The organism is Caballeronia udeis (genome assembly GCF_001544555.2).
Lineage (GTDB): Bacteria > Pseudomonadota > Gammaproteobacteria > Burkholderiales > Burkholderiaceae > Caballeronia > Caballeronia udeis.
On sequence record NZ_FCOK02000010.1, the window covers coordinates 22,084 to 37,943 of the forward strand.

The 15,860-nt window shown below is 58.3% G+C and carries 14 protein-coding genes and 1 pseudogene; 3 read left to right on the forward strand and 12 right to left on the reverse strand.

The features are described from left to right. Window positions 1–16: 16 nt before the first annotated feature. Genes AWB69_RS09815 through AWB69_RS09830 form a run of 4 tightly spaced genes read right to left on the reverse strand, consistent with a single transcriptional unit; the run spans window position 17 to window position 3,017 of the window. A complete protein-coding gene (locus AWB69_RS09815; protein ID WP_062084708.1) occupies window positions 17–742 on the reverse strand; it encodes an amino acid ABC transporter ATP-binding protein in 726 nt (241 codons plus the stop codon). Beyond that, on the reverse strand, window positions 720–1,457 hold the full coding sequence (locus AWB69_RS09820; protein ID WP_062084709.1) for an amino acid ABC transporter permease: 738 nt from the start codon (window positions 1,455–1,457) through the stop codon (window positions 720–722). Before AWB69_RS09820 ends, AWB69_RS09815 begins: the two co-directional genes overlap by 23 nt. A gap of 3 nt (window positions 1,458–1,460) precedes the next feature. Beyond that, window positions 1,461–2,159, reverse strand: a complete 699-nt coding sequence (locus tag AWB69_RS09825; protein ID WP_062084710.1) for an amino acid ABC transporter permease — start codon at window positions 2,157–2,159, stop codon at window positions 1,461–1,463. Window positions 2,160–2,192: 33 nt separating this feature from the next. Continuing rightward, entirely contained in the window at window positions 2,193–3,017 is an 825-nt protein-coding gene (locus AWB69_RS09830; RefSeq protein WP_062084711.1) for an ABC transporter substrate-binding protein, read from the reverse strand. A 168-nt stretch (window positions 3,018–3,185) separates the two neighbouring features. On the opposite strand from AWB69_RS09830, the gene AWB69_RS09835 reads away from it, so the two are divergent. Next, complete coding sequence (locus AWB69_RS09835) at window positions 3,186–4,142, forward strand: LysR family transcriptional regulator (RefSeq protein WP_062084712.1); 957 nt, start codon at window positions 3,186–3,188, stop codon at window positions 4,140–4,142. A 2-nt stretch (window positions 4,143–4,144) separates the two neighbouring features. Further along, window positions 4,145–5,056 (forward strand): LysR family transcriptional regulator, encoded by a 912-nt coding sequence (locus AWB69_RS09840; protein ID WP_062084713.1) that lies wholly within the window; start codon window positions 4,145–4,147, stop codon window positions 5,054–5,056. 235 nt (window positions 5,057–5,291) lie between these two features. Here the strand turns inward: AWB69_RS09840 and poxB are convergent, their stop codons facing one another. The 7 genes from poxB to AWB69_RS09875 all read right to left on the reverse strand — a co-directional run bounded on the left by poxB (window position 5,292) and on the right by AWB69_RS09875 (window position 14,015). Continuing rightward, complete coding sequence (gene poxB, locus AWB69_RS09845) at window positions 5,292–7,010, reverse strand: ubiquinone-dependent pyruvate dehydrogenase (protein ID WP_062084714.1); 1,719 nt, start codon at window positions 7,008–7,010, stop codon at window positions 5,292–5,294. Window positions 7,011–7,023: 13 nt separating this feature from the next. After that, window positions 7,024–8,355, reverse strand: coding sequence for an acetyl-CoA hydrolase/transferase family protein (locus tag AWB69_RS09850; RefSeq protein ID WP_062084715.1), 1,332 nt, complete (start codon window positions 8,353–8,355; stop codon window positions 7,024–7,026). 15 nt (window positions 8,356–8,370) lie between these two features. Continuing rightward, on the reverse strand, window positions 8,371–8,898 hold the full coding sequence (ripB, locus tag AWB69_RS09855) for a (R)-specific enoyl-CoA hydratase RipB/Ich (protein ID WP_062084716.1): 528 nt from the start codon (window positions 8,896–8,898) through the stop codon (window positions 8,371–8,373). A gap of 23 nt (window positions 8,899–8,921) precedes the next feature. Beyond that, complete coding sequence (locus AWB69_RS09860; protein WP_062084717.1) at window positions 8,922–9,755, reverse strand: aldolase/citrate lyase family protein; 834 nt, start codon at window positions 9,753–9,755, stop codon at window positions 8,922–8,924. 111 nt (window positions 9,756–9,866) lie between these two features. Further along, window positions 9,867–10,781: a LysR family transcriptional regulator gene (locus AWB69_RS09865; RefSeq protein WP_062084718.1), complete on the reverse strand. Its 915-nt coding sequence runs from the start codon at window positions 10,779–10,781 to the stop codon at window positions 9,867–9,869. 820 nt (window positions 10,782–11,601) lie between these two features. Then, window positions 11,602–12,381, reverse strand: a complete 780-nt coding sequence (locus AWB69_RS09870) for an alpha/beta fold hydrolase (protein ID WP_062084719.1) — start codon at window positions 12,379–12,381, stop codon at window positions 11,602–11,604. Between the two features lie 215 nt (window positions 12,382–12,596). Continuing rightward, window positions 12,597–14,015 carry an MFS transporter gene (locus AWB69_RS09875; RefSeq protein ID WP_231937050.1) on the reverse strand — a complete coding sequence of 473 codons (1,419 nt, stop codon included), beginning with the start codon at window positions 14,013–14,015 and terminating at the stop codon, window positions 12,597–12,599. Here AWB69_RS09875 and AWB69_RS09880 point away from each other — a divergent pair. Beyond that, window positions 13,965–14,890: pseudogene (locus AWB69_RS09880) on the forward strand (LysR substrate-binding domain-containing protein). The gene AWB69_RS09875 and the pseudogene AWB69_RS09880 sit on opposite strands and share 51 nt — an antisense overlap. Window positions 14,891–15,139: 249 nt before the next feature. Here AWB69_RS09880 and AWB69_RS09885 read toward each other — a convergent pair. Continuing rightward, window positions 15,140–15,772, reverse strand: a complete 633-nt coding sequence (locus tag AWB69_RS09885) for a LysE family translocator (protein WP_062084720.1) — start codon at window positions 15,770–15,772, stop codon at window positions 15,140–15,142. Between the last annotated feature and the right edge of the window lie 88 nt (window positions 15,773–15,860).

Here is a 15,860-nt window from a genome sequence, read left to right on the forward strand (position 1 = left end):
CATCGAGGACAGTCGGCTAGTGGCGCAAGTCAGACAGGAATGCCTGCGCACGCGGGTGCTCGGGCGACCGAAAGAACGTTTGCGGATCGGCTACTTCAAGAATCTCACCGCGGTCCATGAACCAGACGCTGTCACTCACCTCGCGTGCGAATCCCATCTCGTGGGTCACGCACATCATCGTCATGCCGTCTCTGGCAAGCGACTTCATGACGTTGAGCACTTCGCCAACCATTTCCGGATCGAGCGCGCTCGTCGGCTCGTCGAACAGCATCACGGGCGGCTCCATCGCCAATGCACGCGCAATCGCGACGCGCTGCTGCTGTCCTCCCGACAACTGCTGTGGATATGAATCCGCCTTGTTGGCCAATCCCACGCGATCAAGCAGCGCCAATGCCTGCCGCTTCGCATCCTTGCGGTTTTTTCCGGACGCCTTCATCGGCGCGAGGCAGACGTTGTCGAGCGCCGATAGATGGGGAAACAGGTTGAACTGCTGAAACACGAAGCCGACACGGCTGCGAAACCGGTTCAGATTTAACATGGACTGATGCACGCTTGTTCCGTCGACCATGATCTCGCCCCCCTGAATTTCCTCGAGGCGGTTGACGGTACGAATCAGCGTCGACTTGCCCGACCCCGAAGGGCCGCACACGACCACCACCTCACCTCGCTTTACCTCGGCGGTCACGTTGACGAGCGCCTGATATTCGCCATACCACTTACTAACTTTGGAGAACTGAATCATTGATGATGCTCCTGACATTAGACACCTTCCCCGTAGCGCGCCGGCGCGAGATACGCTGTTCCACACCCTGCACGCACCGGGTGAGCGTGTAGCACACCGCAAAGTAAGCCAGCGCGAGAATCAGGAAGACTTGAAACGGCTTCGTGAGCAGACTGGAGTTGACCTGCTGGGCCGAAAACGTCAGTTCCTGGACACTGATCACATAGCCGATCGACGTGTCTTTCACCGTCGATACGCATTGGCTGAGAATGCTCGGCAGCATGTTGTACAGCGCCTGCGGCAAGATCACGTGGCGCATCGTCGACCCGTAACTCATCCCGAGCGATCGTGCGGACTCGGTCTGCCCTTTGGGCAACGACTCGATACCTGCGCGGACAATCTCGCTCAGGTAAGCCGCCTGATAGATCACCAGCGTGACGACCAGGGTAGTGAAAGCGCTGACGAGATGGCCGATCAACCCCGGCACAAGGAAATAACTCCAGAACACCAGCATCACGAGCGGCACACCGCGCACGATATAAACGAGCACCGTCGAGGGCACGCTCAACACCCTGTAGGGCGAAACCCGGCACAGCGCCAACAGCAAGCTAAGTGGAACGGCAAAGGCAAGACCAAGCAGCGCGAGAATCAGCGTGAGCGCCAGACCGCCAATCGGTCCGTTCGGATATTGTCCGAGCAGCAGGAAATGCGCGTTGTGGATGAGTATGTCGAGCATCGTTTATTTCGCCGGGATACGGGTATGGCGCGTGACCGCTGCCCCCACACCCATCAGGCTCAATGAAATGGCCAGGTAGATGAGCGTTCCAACGAGATAGATTTCAAAGGTTCGAAAAGTCTGGTTCTCAATGTCGCGCACCGTGTATGTCAGTTCGGCAACACCAATTACCATCGCCAGGCTGGTGTTCTTGAAGAGCACCACCGTATGGTTGATGAACGGCGGCATTGCTATGCGAAAGCTCTGCGGCAGGATCACGTAACGCATTGACTTCGCAAAGCTCAAACCCAGCGAGCGGGCTGCCTCATGTTGGCCCGCCGATACCGCCCGCAGGCCGCTTCTAATATCCTCCGAGTAGTACGCCGCCATGCACAGGCCAATGGCTATAGACGCGAAGATGAATTCACCCCCATGCGTATTGATCCATCCTTGGGCACTTTCAGGCAGCAGTGTCGGAAACCCGAAGTACCAGAGGAACAGTTGGGCCAGCATCGGCACGTTCTGATGGTATGCAACGTAGCCGGCGACAAGCCTCTCAATGAACGGGTTACCCATCGCGCGCAGCGTCGCCATCACCGTGCCGAGTGCGACCGCGGGCACCCAGCTCGTCAGCGTTAGAAGCGCGGTGTACTGCACTCCCCACATGAGGTGTGTCAGATTCGGGGCCGCGAATATGCTAGCGAAGTCGAGATGTAACAACATGAGCAATCCTCATCACACAGAGCGGCTTTAAAGTCAGCCTTTGATCGACCCGATCTTGAAATCGCGATGCATCTGATAGATCGTCTTGGGACCGAGCCACGTATCGAATATCTGTTGGGCTTCGCCAGATTTTTCCATCCCGTCCAGCGCGTTGTTCACCGCGTCGAGCAGCGCCGGCTCACCCTTCTTGATACCGAGTCCCCAGTATTCGAGGCCCACCGGCGGCGACAGCGCAGCAACATTGGTGTCAGGGCCGAGTTTGGCGGCAAAGCGGTGCATGATCGGTTCCGAGACGACAAAACCATTGACCTTGCCTTGCACCATGGCCAGGAAAGCGGATGGCGAGTCGTCATAGCTGACAAGCTGCACGCTCGGCATGACCCGACCCATGATTGCGATATTGCTGGATCCTTTGATCGTACTGACGCGCTTGCCGTCGAGATCGTCCCGCGCTTTGAACGGACCGCTGGTCTTCACTGCAATGACCTGCTTGGCGACATAGTACTGATGCGTGAATGCGAGTTGCTCAGCCCGCGCCGGAGAGTAGCCGAGCACCGCGGCGAGCACGTCGACGCGGCCTTGCAGCAGTTCAGGAATGCGTGCTTCCATCGATACCACCTGCAACACGGGCTTGACGCCCAGCGCCTTCGCAACGCCCTTGCAGTAGTCGACGTCGTAACCGACGATTTCTCGCGACACCGGATCCTGGAAGCCGAATGGCTCGAAGTTGGCCAATACCCCGCACACCAGCGTTCCGCGCGCTTTGATGTCTGCGAGTTGGTCCGCCCGTGCGGTACCCGCCAGCAGGGCCAGGGTCAACCCAAGCAATGCTGCGGTTAGTTTGTTAGACGATTTCATGCGTTTCTCCGTAGACGGGTGCTTCAAACGCAACCTCAAGCTGTTGATGGGCTCGATCTGCATTGCGGGGGACTTGGAGGTCGTATTCTTGGTGTAAAAAAAATCCAAATAAAGAGATATTTGCGCATAATTATCCATTCCAAAACTAGATTGATCCAAGGGGGCTGTGTGGCGCACCAGATCACGTTCCTGCAACTCGAAGCACTGGTTGCAATCGCGGACATGGGTTCGTTCGAAGCGGCTGGACGCAAATTGGGCAGCGTTCAGTCCGGCGTGTCGCGCCACGTTCGCGAACTGGAGGGCCAATTCCCAAAGCCGCTATTCGAGCGCAGCTCGCGATCGGCACGGCTGACCGTCGACGGCCTCGAGGTACTCTCGCAAGCGCGCACGATTCTTCAGCAACGCGACGCCCTGTTGAGTCAGTATGCGAGCGAGAAAATATTGCGGCGGTCGTTGAGGCTCGGCGTGACTGAGCTCGCGGCGCTCACCTGGCTGCCCGGCTACATCGAGGCACTGCGTTCTACCTACCCGCTGGTGAATGTCGAACTGGAAGTGGGCGGTGTCGCTGCGGATCTTTACGAAAAGCTCAGACTCGCGCGGTTGGATCTGGCCATCGTGCCCGACTCGCCTCGCTGGGCGGACATGCTGAGATTTCCGCTCGCCAACGTGCGTAACGGCTGGTTTTGCAGTCCCACGTTCAACCTGAAGCGGCGCAGGCTCGCCGTATCGGAGCTTGGCCAGTTGACATTGCTGTCGCAGTCTGGCGACTCGGCGGCAGGACATGTCATGAGCAAATGGCTTGAGCGCAACGGCGTGCAACCGCGCAGCATCCTGACCTGTAACAACTTCGCGGCGCTTGGTGGAATGGCGAGCGCCGGGCTGGGTATCGCCTGTCTGCCAAATGCCATTTCAGACGAACTCGTGACGCTGGGTATGTTGCGCGAAGTTCATGTGGGGCCGGTGATGCCACCGGTGCGCTATGTCGCCGTTGCGCGGCAAGACGCGCTGACACCGTTCCATCGCAAAGTCGTTACGCTCGCCCGCGCAACGTGCAACTATGGGACGCGCTATCAGGACGCCGGCAGCCGCGAACCGCTCGTTACTCTCGATCGCGAGGCCAAATAGCCATGCTGACCGTCAAGCAGATCGAAACGTTCTACTGGGTAGCGAAACTCGGTACCGTTCAACGTGCAGCCGACAAACTTCATATCACGCAGTCCGCCGCAACCAAGCGCCTGCAGGATGTCGAAGCAAAGTCCGCTGCACGTTTGTTCGAGGGGAGCGGCAAGAAAGCAAGGTTGTCCGCGAAAGGGCACGAGATGCTCGCACTCTGCGAGAACTTGCTGGAGAGCATTGGGCGACTGGAGGCCTGCCAGGACGCGGACCGGCATATGACCCGCGTGCTGCATATCGGCCTGACGGAGCTGGTGGCGTTGACCTGGTTCTCGGCGTTCCTGCAGCAGATGCGCGAGATGTTTCCGAATCTCATACTGCAACCACACGTCGACATGTCCGGGCCGCTGCAAGAGCAGGTGATCGACGGCCGCCTCGACCTCGCGATCCTGCCCGAGCCAGAGCTCCCCGCATCGGTCACGCGAGTGACGCTCGGAAGTGCTCGCTTCGCCTGGTTTTGCCGCCCAGGTGAGTTCGACCGCAAGCGCACGGTGCCGCTGCACGAACTGGGCACCGTTCCTGTCATCGAGCAGACTCCCATATCCATCATTACGATCCTGAGTTCAAGGGACTTCGAGAGCGTGGGCGTCAATCCCGAGCGTATTTGCGGCGGCAACAATGCGGTCGTAGTGGGCGGCCTCGTGGCAGCTGGGGTTGGCGTGAGTTTGCTGCCGGTCGAACTTTTCAGGCGGCAAATTGAACACCAGTTGATGCAAATCGTGATTACCGAACCGCCCGCGCCGCTGGTTCGCTACGATGCTATTTTTCTGAAACACTCACATTCCGCGCTGGGGTACATGGTTGCCGATGTCGCACGGCGTTGTTGCGACTTCAGTTCGGGTGGTCAACAACCGGCAGCTCGTTAAGCGCAACCAACTGCATCGAACGGTCATCGCTTTCCGGCTGCTGTTTCTGGCATCGAGCTGATGCATCGCATTTGCAAGGAGCAGTTCGACCTCTGCCCTCTCGCCCCAAGGACACCGCAGCGCCCTCCGTCTGGGATGCCATCTTGTAAAATTATTAAGATATCCATATTTATAAGAAGCATATCGATCGTACCGGCTATTTGCACCAGAGCCGGGGCGCGTGCGTAATTCACGGTCAACGAAAATGCGTATGCGCTAATTCCATGACTTCATCTGCCCGGCCGTTCAGCACGGCGCGCAACATATATAGGCTGAAGCCCTTTGCCTGCGCCCACTGCACTTTCGGTGGCAATGCGATTTCATGCTTGGCAGTAACCACATCGATCAACGCGGGCCCCGGCCGTGCGAACGCACGTCGCAATGCGTCGGGTAAGTCCTCGGATTGTTCGACCCGGATACTAAAAATCCCCGCCGCTGCCGCTATATCTCCAAAATCCGTCGCGCTCAAATCAGTGCCAGTGTCGAGATAACCTCCCGCTTTCATCTCCATGGCGACAAATCCAAGCGAACTGTTGTTGTACACGACGACCTTGATTGGAAGGTCAAGTTGCCGTGCGCTCAGGAGGTCCCCAAGCAGCATTGACAGTCCGCCATCACCTGAAAGTGAGATGACCTGCCGCCCAGGATCTGCCGCCTGCGCACCAAGCGCTTGCGGCATCGCGTTTGCCATCGACCCGTGGTTAAACGAGCCGTGCAGGCTGCGCTTGCCGTTCATCGTCAGATAGCGTGCCGCCCACAGTGTTGGCGTGCCCACGTCGGCTGTAAAGACAGCATCCTTCTCGGCGATTTCGTCGATGAGCCGCGTCAAGTATTGCGGATGAATCGCCCGGCCTGCTGGCGAAGGTCGCGCGAGGTCGTCGAGCCCCTTGCGTGCCGACGAATAGTGCTTTCTCGCGGTATCGAGGAAGCGCCGGTCCGTCTTGCGTTCCAGGCGAGGCAGCAGGGCAGTCAGCGTTTCGCGGACACCACCCACCAGTCCGAGCGCAAGCGGCGTGCGCTTGCCGAGCGCGTCGCCCCGTATATCTATCTGCACGATCTTCGCTCGCGAAGGATAAAAGTTGCGATAGGGGAAGTCTGTACCCAGCATAAGAAGCGTGTCGCAAGACATCATCGCGTGATAGCCCGAGCTAAAACCGATGAATCCGGTCATGCCAACATCGAACGGATTATCGTGCTCGATATATTGCTTACCCCGCAATGCATGGACAACCGGGGCGCCAAGCTTGTCCGCGAGAGCAACGACCTCGTCATGTGCGTCGGCGCAGCCGCTACCGCATAGCAAGGTAACGGCGCTTGATTCGTTGAGCAGCGCCGCCAACCGATCGAGATCGCGCGCAGCCGGAATGATCGTCGGCGGTTCCGCGTCGACCCAGGACGACAATCCCGGCGACGCATCGCCGAGTGCAATGTCACCCGGCAACACGATGACCGCCACACCGCGTTCGTTAATGGCGGTTCGCATTGCACGCTCGAGCACGCGTGGAAATTGCTCGCGACTAGTGACGAGTTCGACGAAATGACTGCATTCCTTGAAAAGCTCCGTCGGATGGGTTTCCTGGAAGTACCCAAGGCCAATCTCAGTCGATGGAATATGCGCCGCGATAGCGAGCACCGGAACGTGATTGCGGTGGCAATCGAAAAGACCATTGATCAGGTGCAGGTTGCCCGGCCCGCAACTGCCCGCGCACACGGCAAGCCGCCCCGTTTCAGCAGCCTCGGCGCCGGCAGCAAATGCCGCGACCTCTTCATGCCGCGTGTGCATCCACCGGAGCGAATCCATTCGATGGAGGCTGTCGGAAAGGCCGTTCAGGCTGTCGCCCGTTACTCCCCAAATCCGCTCAACACCGGCAGCCGCCAGGGTTTGCGCCAAATGATCGGCGATTGTTTTGCCCATAGTGGACTCCTGATTAAAGTAAATGAAGTTCGCGCGCCTGCGCCGACAGCGCCTCGCGGAACTCGGGATGTGCAAGACGAATGATTGCGTTCGCGCGTTCGGTCGACGACAGACCCTTCAAGTTCGCCACTCCGTATTCTGTGACCACAAGATGAGTGTCAGTACGCGGCGTGGTGACCGGCCCGCTGAGTCGGGCAACGATCTTCGATACCTTCCCGCCGCCTGCGGTTGAGTGGAACGCTATGATCGATTTACCGCCGCGCGATGCGTATGCCCCGCGAACAAAGTCGAGTTGCCCGCCGGTTGCGCTGTACTGATGCCCTTTCACATGCTCCGAATTGCATGCACCGGTCAGGTCCATTTCAATGGTCGAGTTAACCGATACGACGTTATCGTTGCGCGAGATCGTATGCGGATCGTTCACGTAGCTCACCGGATAGCTTTCGATCGAAGGATTGTTGTCCAGGTACCCGTACATCTCGCGGTCGCCCATCGCGAAAGTGAAGACGGTCTTCCCGCGATTAAGCGTCTTGCGGGAGTTGTCCACTACCCCGCGCAGAATCAGGTCGACTAGTCCCGGTGTCAGCAACTCCGTATGAATCCCGAGATGACTATGGCCGGCAAGCGCGGCACATACCGCGTTGGGTAATGCACCGATACCCATCTGCAAGCAAGCGCCGTCGGTGACAAGCTCGGCAATCAGCGAGCTGATCGTCTTGTCGTCCGCAGTCGCCGCCTTAGGCTTGAGCTCGGGTATCGCGTGATTCGATTCCACGATCGCATCCACTTCCGACACGTGCAGCAACGAATCGCCGAAGACGCGTGGCATGTTCGGATTGACTTCCACAATCAACCTGCGTGCGGCACGCGCCACGCCCGTCGTATAGTCGTTGTTTGTGCCGAACGTGAAGTAACCATGCGCATCCATGGGCGACACCATCACCAGCATGGTGTCGACGGGGATATGGTCAGCGAATAGCCGAGGAGACTGGCTAAACGAGTTGGGCACGTAGAACACGACCTTGCGGTTTCCGTCCTCAACACCCAGCTTGACGAGCTCCCGCTCAGGAGCGCCCATGAACATACAATGCGGCAGGATCCGACCCATGAGCGAATAGCGCAGCAAACTCTCTCGCAAAAACGCTTCAGAGTGAAAGTAGTAGACCTTCAGCGCATCAATGTCCCCTGCTTCGGCGCGCGCCCCTAACGCCTCTAGCAACGAGGGTGGCTGCGACATCGCCATCCCGAGCGCGATAGACGAGTCGCTGCGTAATGTCGAGACTGCTAGCGCCGGGGAAGTGAGCTTGCTCTTGTACAACTCTTCGACTTGGAATCTGGTGTTCATGAGTACAACTCCGGTTTAATAGTTGGCGTCGGCTTCGGGTGAATGACCGCGCTTGTAAATGAGCATCGTGCGTTCGAACGTCATGACAATCTCGCCGTCCTGGTTGAGTCCTTTTGTTTCCACGGTCACGATCCCCTGCGTTGGGCGGCTCTTCGACTCACGCTTGGAAAGCACGGTGGATTCCGCATAAAGCGTGTCGCCCGCAAATACCGGATGCACGGCCTTGACCTTGTCCCAGCCCAGGTTTGCCACCACTTTCGCGCTTACGGTGCGTACGCTCATTCCGGTGATCACAGCGAGCGTGAACGTGCTGTCGACCAGCAGCTTTTTCCATTCGGTCTTCGCGGCATAGGCCGCATCAAAGTGCACTTGTTGCGTGTTCATGGTGAGAAGCGTGTTCCAGATATTGTCGACGTCGGTGATCGTCCTGCCCGGCCGATGTTCGTAAATGGCTCCGGGAACAAAGTCCTCGAAGTACAGGCCAGACGTTTCACGGAAACGGTTTTCCCCAATCTGGCGATACGCGGAAATGGAAGATGTCATGATGGTGTCCTAGATAGATAAGTTCAGATTGCGGCCAGCACGCTGTGCGCTTCTCGAGCGATGGCCTCGTCGACCATGTGCCCGTCCACGATGCCCACGCCCTGTTCGTTTGCTTCGAGCACACGTTTCGCCCACGCAACGCGATCGGCGGACGGCGTAAACGCACGGTTGATTGATTCAATATGTGAAGGATGAATAGCGGCTTTGCCGTGGAAGCCATTGGCGAGCGCGAAAGCCAGATCGGCTTGCAAAAGGTCGGCGTCGTGAATGGCGAAACACGGCGCGTCGATCGCCTCGATGCCCGCCGACCCACATGCCGCGGCAACACCACAACGCGCGACTTGCAGCGCGAGCGAATCGGGTTGGGCACGCACATCGGAGGCATAGTCAGCCGCGCCAAACATGAGCGCCCCAACATGCGAACTGGCACTTGCGATCGATTCAACCGCAAACATGCCACGCGCTGACTCGATCAGAGGAACAAGCACGCTCGTCTTGCCGGCTTTATCGAACAGACTTGCTACCAATGCCACCTGGTCCGGTGATTCAATTTTCGGCAGCAGGAGGAAATCGGGCATGCGCGAGGCGTCTAGCAATGCGGCAAGATCGTCCAGACCAAAGCGCGTAGAAACCGAGTTGATGCGCACCGCACGCTGCGGCATGATTTCGTCGAGAGGCGTGTTGAGCCACGCAAGCAGGTTCTTTCGTGCATCCGGCTTCTCAGCGGAGGACACGGAATCTTCGAGATCGGCGATGGAAACATCCACGCCGCTCCTGGCTGCGCTCAGCAAGCGGTCAGGACGGGTGGCGGGTGTGAAGAGCCAACTACGAGTGGCAAGAACGGAATGATCGGACATGACGCTTGGCACCTGAAGAATGTTTTGACCTGCTCATTCTCGTGATGCGGCGTGCCACTGACAATGCGGCAATTATGGTGCTAGCCTTCGGAAATCTTGAAGCCTGGATTTTTAGGGTTTGCCACGTGACTGCTTGGGGCCAATTGCAATCAGATGGTCAAACAGCAGACGAGCGTAGGTTGGAAGCGCGTCTCGCTCGCTCACGCACACGCACATTTCACGCAGCGCCCAGCTATCGTGCAGACGTAGAACACGAATTCCCATGGTGCGCTTGCAGCGGCGCGCCGCCGATTCGGGCACGACTGATACGCCCACGCCATTCTCGACCAGACGGCAGATAGCATCGAAACTCCGTAGTTGTATGCGCTGGCGAATCCGCCGATGCAATCTGCGTGCATGACCCTCCAGATAAATTTGAATCGATGCACCGTTCGCATAGCCGACGAAATCGTGTTCGAGTAATTGCTCGAACGCAATGCCGCGCATGCCTTCGAAACCGGGTGCAGACGCAGGCACGACAGCGCACAGGCGATCGGTGACAAAAGGAAAAGCTTGCAACGCCCCCATGTCGGCCGCAGCAGCCACAATGCCGATGTCCGCCACACCATCGATCAACGCCTCAACGATTTCATGACTAAGGCGCTCCTCGACTTCAATGTTCACATTGGGGTGAGCCGCGAGAAAATGACTGACAGGCGTAGGCACAAACTCCGTCAGCGCGTTCGTGTTTGCGAGCAGCCGCACTGTGCCTTTCAGTCCATGGGCGAACTGGCCAAGATCGTCGGTCAATCGCTGCATGGAGGCGAGCGTTGCGCGTGCATGGCGCAACAACGTATGACCAGCTTCCGTAGGCTGAACGCCGAGCCGCTGGCGCGCGAGCAACGGCACGCCCACAGCCTCCTCCATTTGCTTGATTCGTCCGCTCGCCGAGCCTAGCGCCAGGTTCACACGCGTTGCTCCGTGCGTGATGCTGCCCGCTTCCACCACGGCCACGAAAAGCCGCAAATCCGCTATGTCGAAGCGCATGAAGTGTCTCCGCCTTCGTTTTCGTTGATTCCACGAACGATCAGGCCTACGGGAAACCCGAAGGATACCTTCGCGAATTACGCATTGTCGCCGAACGTCGCGCTTTGGACAATGGCCCTACAAAATCAACAAACGGAGACAGACGTGGCGAACCCTTCAAAAGACAACGCGCGCGATCGTGCGCCCAACTTTCGACACGCTCGTACGATGCAGCGGCGCGCGGCCACTGCGAGCCTCATCGGGTCGGTGATCGAATGGTATGGCTATACCGACTCCGCTAGCGTTCCTGGACTTTTCCGGATTCGTTGCCGGTGTGTCATCGCTTGGCTTAGTTTGAAGCGAAGCAAGGTTGCCGCGACAATCGCTCCCCGTTTATTTGTTTGCAGTATTAAAAATATCCAACGGGTCGGTTCAAGGGATCTACCACGATTTCAGCCTTGGTTACCCTCCGTTACCGATGCGCGTGTCGCTGGCGTCGCGGCCGGCGCGTCCTCGACAATTGAAACAGGCAATAACGTCGGCTTCTGACTCTCAATAACCAGCGCCGCCGGCTGTAAGCGGGTTCGCGTTGACGTCGTTCTGACGGGCGATCAACGCCACGGAAGCGCCAGGTTCGAACGATTATTCGGCAACCTGTCGCTTGAACTCCATTGGGAAATCGGGCCGCTCATAGCGACCTTCGGTGCCGCTGGCAGAGCCTTCGCGCTCCAAACCACGGACACACCATGTCGACTCGGTATGAAAGGGCGAGTGACTCGCCACTCGCCCTTTCATACCGGTGCCAGGTGAAACACCCGGGCGCCAGAACGCTCTGGTTTCTTTAGCTACGCTGCCCCGCCGCGTTCAGGATTAGCTGGGTGATCTCGTCGGGATGAGAGATCAACGAGAGATGGCTTGCCTTCAACTCGATGGTCGTGGCACCCATGCGTTTCGCCATGAAACGTTCAAGATCAGGATCAATTGTCCTGTCTTCAGTCGAAACAGCGTAGAAACTCGGTTTTGACCGCCAGGCAGCCTGTGTGGTCTTGCCGGTTAGCAGCGCCTTTTGAAACGGCTCCTGCACTGCATAGAGGACCTTCGCCTTCGCTTCCGGTAGATCGCCCGCAAAATCGCGAAGGAACGCTGCCTCGCTCAGGCGACCTTCATCGCCGTCAAAAACAATCCCCGCAGACGCCGGCGGCGCAGGAAATTTCTTGGCCAGCTCCGAGTAATCCTCGCCCGCGTCAGGCGCCCGAGCCGCCACATAGACAAGTGCAGAAACATTCGGGTGCACACCAGCCTCCGTTACGATCATCCCGGAGAAGGAATGCCCGACCAATACGGTCGGGCCGTCCTGGCGCGCCAGCACGCGTCGGGCCGAAGCAACCGCCTCGGGCAACGTCGTCAGAGGGTTCTGGACAGACGTGGTATTGAGTCCCGCTGCTTGCAGTCGCGCGATCACTTCTGACCAGGACGACCCATCGGCGAACAACCCGTGCACAAGGACGACGTTCCGCGCTTTCGTCGGCGCGGGAGTTGCCGCCATACCGCGAGTAGAAACGAGTGTAGCGGCGGCCCCGGCTATCAGTGCAGCCGAGAAACTACGTCTATTCATCGTCATAATCTGATTCTCCTTCCGTAGAGGTTCGATTCGGGTCGACGCAAAGCGGTTCTAGTCCAAAATACCTTAGTTATGCAAATTAGGTGCCATCAGCATGGTAGCAACGCTAGTCGCTCGGCTGGCCGTACCGAATCGACACGTCGTGCCCATCGCGGGGAGCGCGCTGGTTCTGCTCAGTGTACGCAAGTGGAGAACTTTGAACTGCCCGGTCTGACCTATCGCGCCTGCAGGATTCTCAGCCAGAGAGCCACGGCGATCGCAACAATGAACAACGCGCCCGTCATCCCCACAACGCCATTCCATCCTCCGCGATTCCAAAACACCCCACCCAGCGAGCCCACGACACTGGATCCAAGGTAGTAGGCAAAAAGATAAAGCGATGATGCCTGTGCCTTGTCTGATTGCGCGCGCGCCCCAACCCACGCGCTAGCAACAGAGTGCGTGCCGAAAAAGCCGACCGTCAACACCGCGATCCCCGCAACGACTATCCAAAGCGAGTCAGCAGTTGTGAGCACGGTTCCGATGAGCATGACTAACAACGTGGCAGGCAGCATGTTGCGCCGCCCCAACCACTCCGACAGACTGCCGGCAGACGCTGAGCTGGCAACGCCAAACAAATAGACCGAGAATATGAAGCCCATTGCGGTCTGGCTCAGCGAAAACGGCGGCGCGACCAGGCGATAGCCCACGTAGTTGTAGACCGTAACGAATCCGCCCATCAGAAGGAAACCTTCCACGAAGAGCAAGGGCAGCACACCGTCACGCACATGCGTCGCATATGCTCGACTCAAGGCAGCGAACCGAAGTGGCCGTGCAACAAAATGTCGGGACGCGGGCAAGCAGCGCCACAAGATGCCCATGCACAGCAGTCCCAGAATCCCCATGGTCATGACGGCAGCGCGCCACCCCAGGAGATCCGTTACTACGCCGGTCAACAATCGGCCCGCCATCCCGCCAAGTGCGGTTCCACCGACGTACAAACCCATCGCAAGACCGAGTGACCGCGGGTGCATCTCCTCCCCAACATACGCCATCGCGACCGCGGGTAGCCCGCTCAGCGCAATTCCCATCGCCGCCCGGGTCACCAGGAACTCCGTCCATGCAGGCAGCACCGCACTGATTATCGCGAACATGGCAGACAGGAACAACGACGCCACCATAATCGGTTTGCGTCCCCAGGCCTCCGACAGGACGCCCGCGACCAGCATAGACACGGCCAGCAGCCCCGTGGTCAGCGACAGTGAGAGACTTGCGCCCGCTGCGCTTACCTTGAAGTTGTGGGAAAAGACCGGCATCAGCGGCTGCACGCAGTACAGCAACGCAAAGGTGGCAAATCCGGCTGAGAAAAGCGCACTGTTGGTGCGAATGAAAGCAGGTGTGCCGTGCTCGATTTTTCCAATCACCACCTCGGTGGCGAGTTCTGCGGACTCAGCGAAGCGAACTGCTGCGTTCAAGGTTTCACTGCTATGCTCAGACATGATACTAATGCCTCGGATAAATACTAACGATTGCTGGGAATAGTCGGCCAGAAGCGGGACCGCGTCCAATATCGTTTTATCGCCGTTTGATACAAAATCCATATCATGGACCTGCGCCGTATCCGGTACTTTGTCGTACTCGCCGAAACGCTCCACTTCGGGCGGGCCGCGCTACGACTAAACATTGCTCAGCCCCCCCTCAGCCACCAGATTCGTGCACTGGAAGGTGAACTTGGCGCCCAGTTGTTTGAGCGAAACAATCGTCGCGTAGAACTCACACCTGCGGGAAAGGCGCTGTTGCCAGAGGCCCGCACGTTACTTGCACAGGCTGAGCGGGCAGGCGCTGTTACTGCACGCGCCCAACGCGGTGAACTGTGCGAACTCCGCGTGGGTTTCACCAGTTCTGCCGCGCTCAGTTCAGTGATTCCGCAGTTGATTTTTGCGCACAGGCAGCGCTTCCGAAATGTTCACTTGCACCTCGAAGAACTGACGACCAAAGAGCAGATAACGGCCATGCTTGAGCGCCGGCTTGAGGTCGCATTCGTACGCAGTTCAAGCTATCCGGATCTTCCCGCAACGCTCACGGCAACTTACGTATTCGAAGATTCTCTCGTGGTTGCCCTTCCGCCGCGGCATAGATTTGCTACCCCTTCCCTCCCGCTGTCAGCCAAGGTACTGTGCGACGAGGATTTGTTATGTACCGGCAAAACAGTGGTACCGGTGTCTATGACCAGATCATCGCCGTGTGTCACCATGCGGGATTCTCACCGCGAATTGCTCAGGAGGCGCGTGAAACCCCAACAATTCTCGGCCTTGTTGCCGCCGGTCTCGGCGTAGCATTCGTGCCTGCATCGTTGGGAAGCCTGAACGTCGCGGGCGTGACGTACCGCCCCCTGCGCGAAAGCGGTGCTCGTTCCACGATATGGCTGGTTCTGCGCGCTGGAAAGTTATCGCCTCAGGAAGAAGCATTTTCCGAACTTGCGAGAACGGTTCAAGCCCGGGCTCAAGATTCTCCCGGCACTTGTGGGTAGGTACTCGTATTTCTGACCGGTCGGTGTCGGAACTCGACACCCAGCGTCACTTCAAGCCCCGTTTCCAAGGCAATGACGTTCCTTTACACGTCGATGCCCGCGAGGGCGGCAGTAAGCTCGCCCCGGCTATCGGCATATGTCCTCCAGTTTTGAACTGCTGGACGAAACCAATACCGGCCTTCACCTTGTCGCCTTCACGACGCTCACGCTAGTTACCACGAGCAATGCTTCAAAATACTTAACACGCGCCTAGCGGCGTGCTTCAGTGGCCATGCGAACGGCAAGGCTGGCGAGCACCGTTCCCATTAGCCAACGCTGAACGACAAGCCAAAACGGCCGCTGCCCGAGAAATGCCGCGATCGAGCCAGCCGTCATCGCGACAATCGAGTTGACGGTAACACTCAAGGTGACCTGCACGACCCCCAGTATCAGCGATTGTCCAAACACATGGCCGTATCGCGGTTCGATGAACTGCGGCAGCAGCGAAAGATAGAGCACCGCGCTCTTTGGGTTCAACAGATTCGTGACGAAACCCATTGCGAACAGTTTGCGTGGGCTGTCGGTAGGCAACTGGCGCACCTGGAACGGCGAGCGCCCCCCTGGCTTGACTGCCTGCCAGGCGAGCCAGAGCAAATAAAGTGCACCGCCAAAGCGCAAGGCGTCATACGCGTATGGCACGGCCAGCAGCAGGGCGGTGACGCCGAGCGCGGCGCATAACATATAGAACGCGAAGCCGAGCGCGACCCCACTAAGCGAGATCAGACCGGCGGTGCGACCCTGACAGATCGAGCGCGAGATCAAATACACCATATTTGGCCCGGGCGTGAGCGCCATTCCGAGGCAGACGAAACCAAACGTGAGCAATCTGGCGCTTTCAGGCATTTCACATCTCCTTGACCATTGATCAACGCTGTTGGGTAGAGAACTCATACCCTCTGCTGGTCGGGCGTGGCGCCCCTTTTCGCCCCCG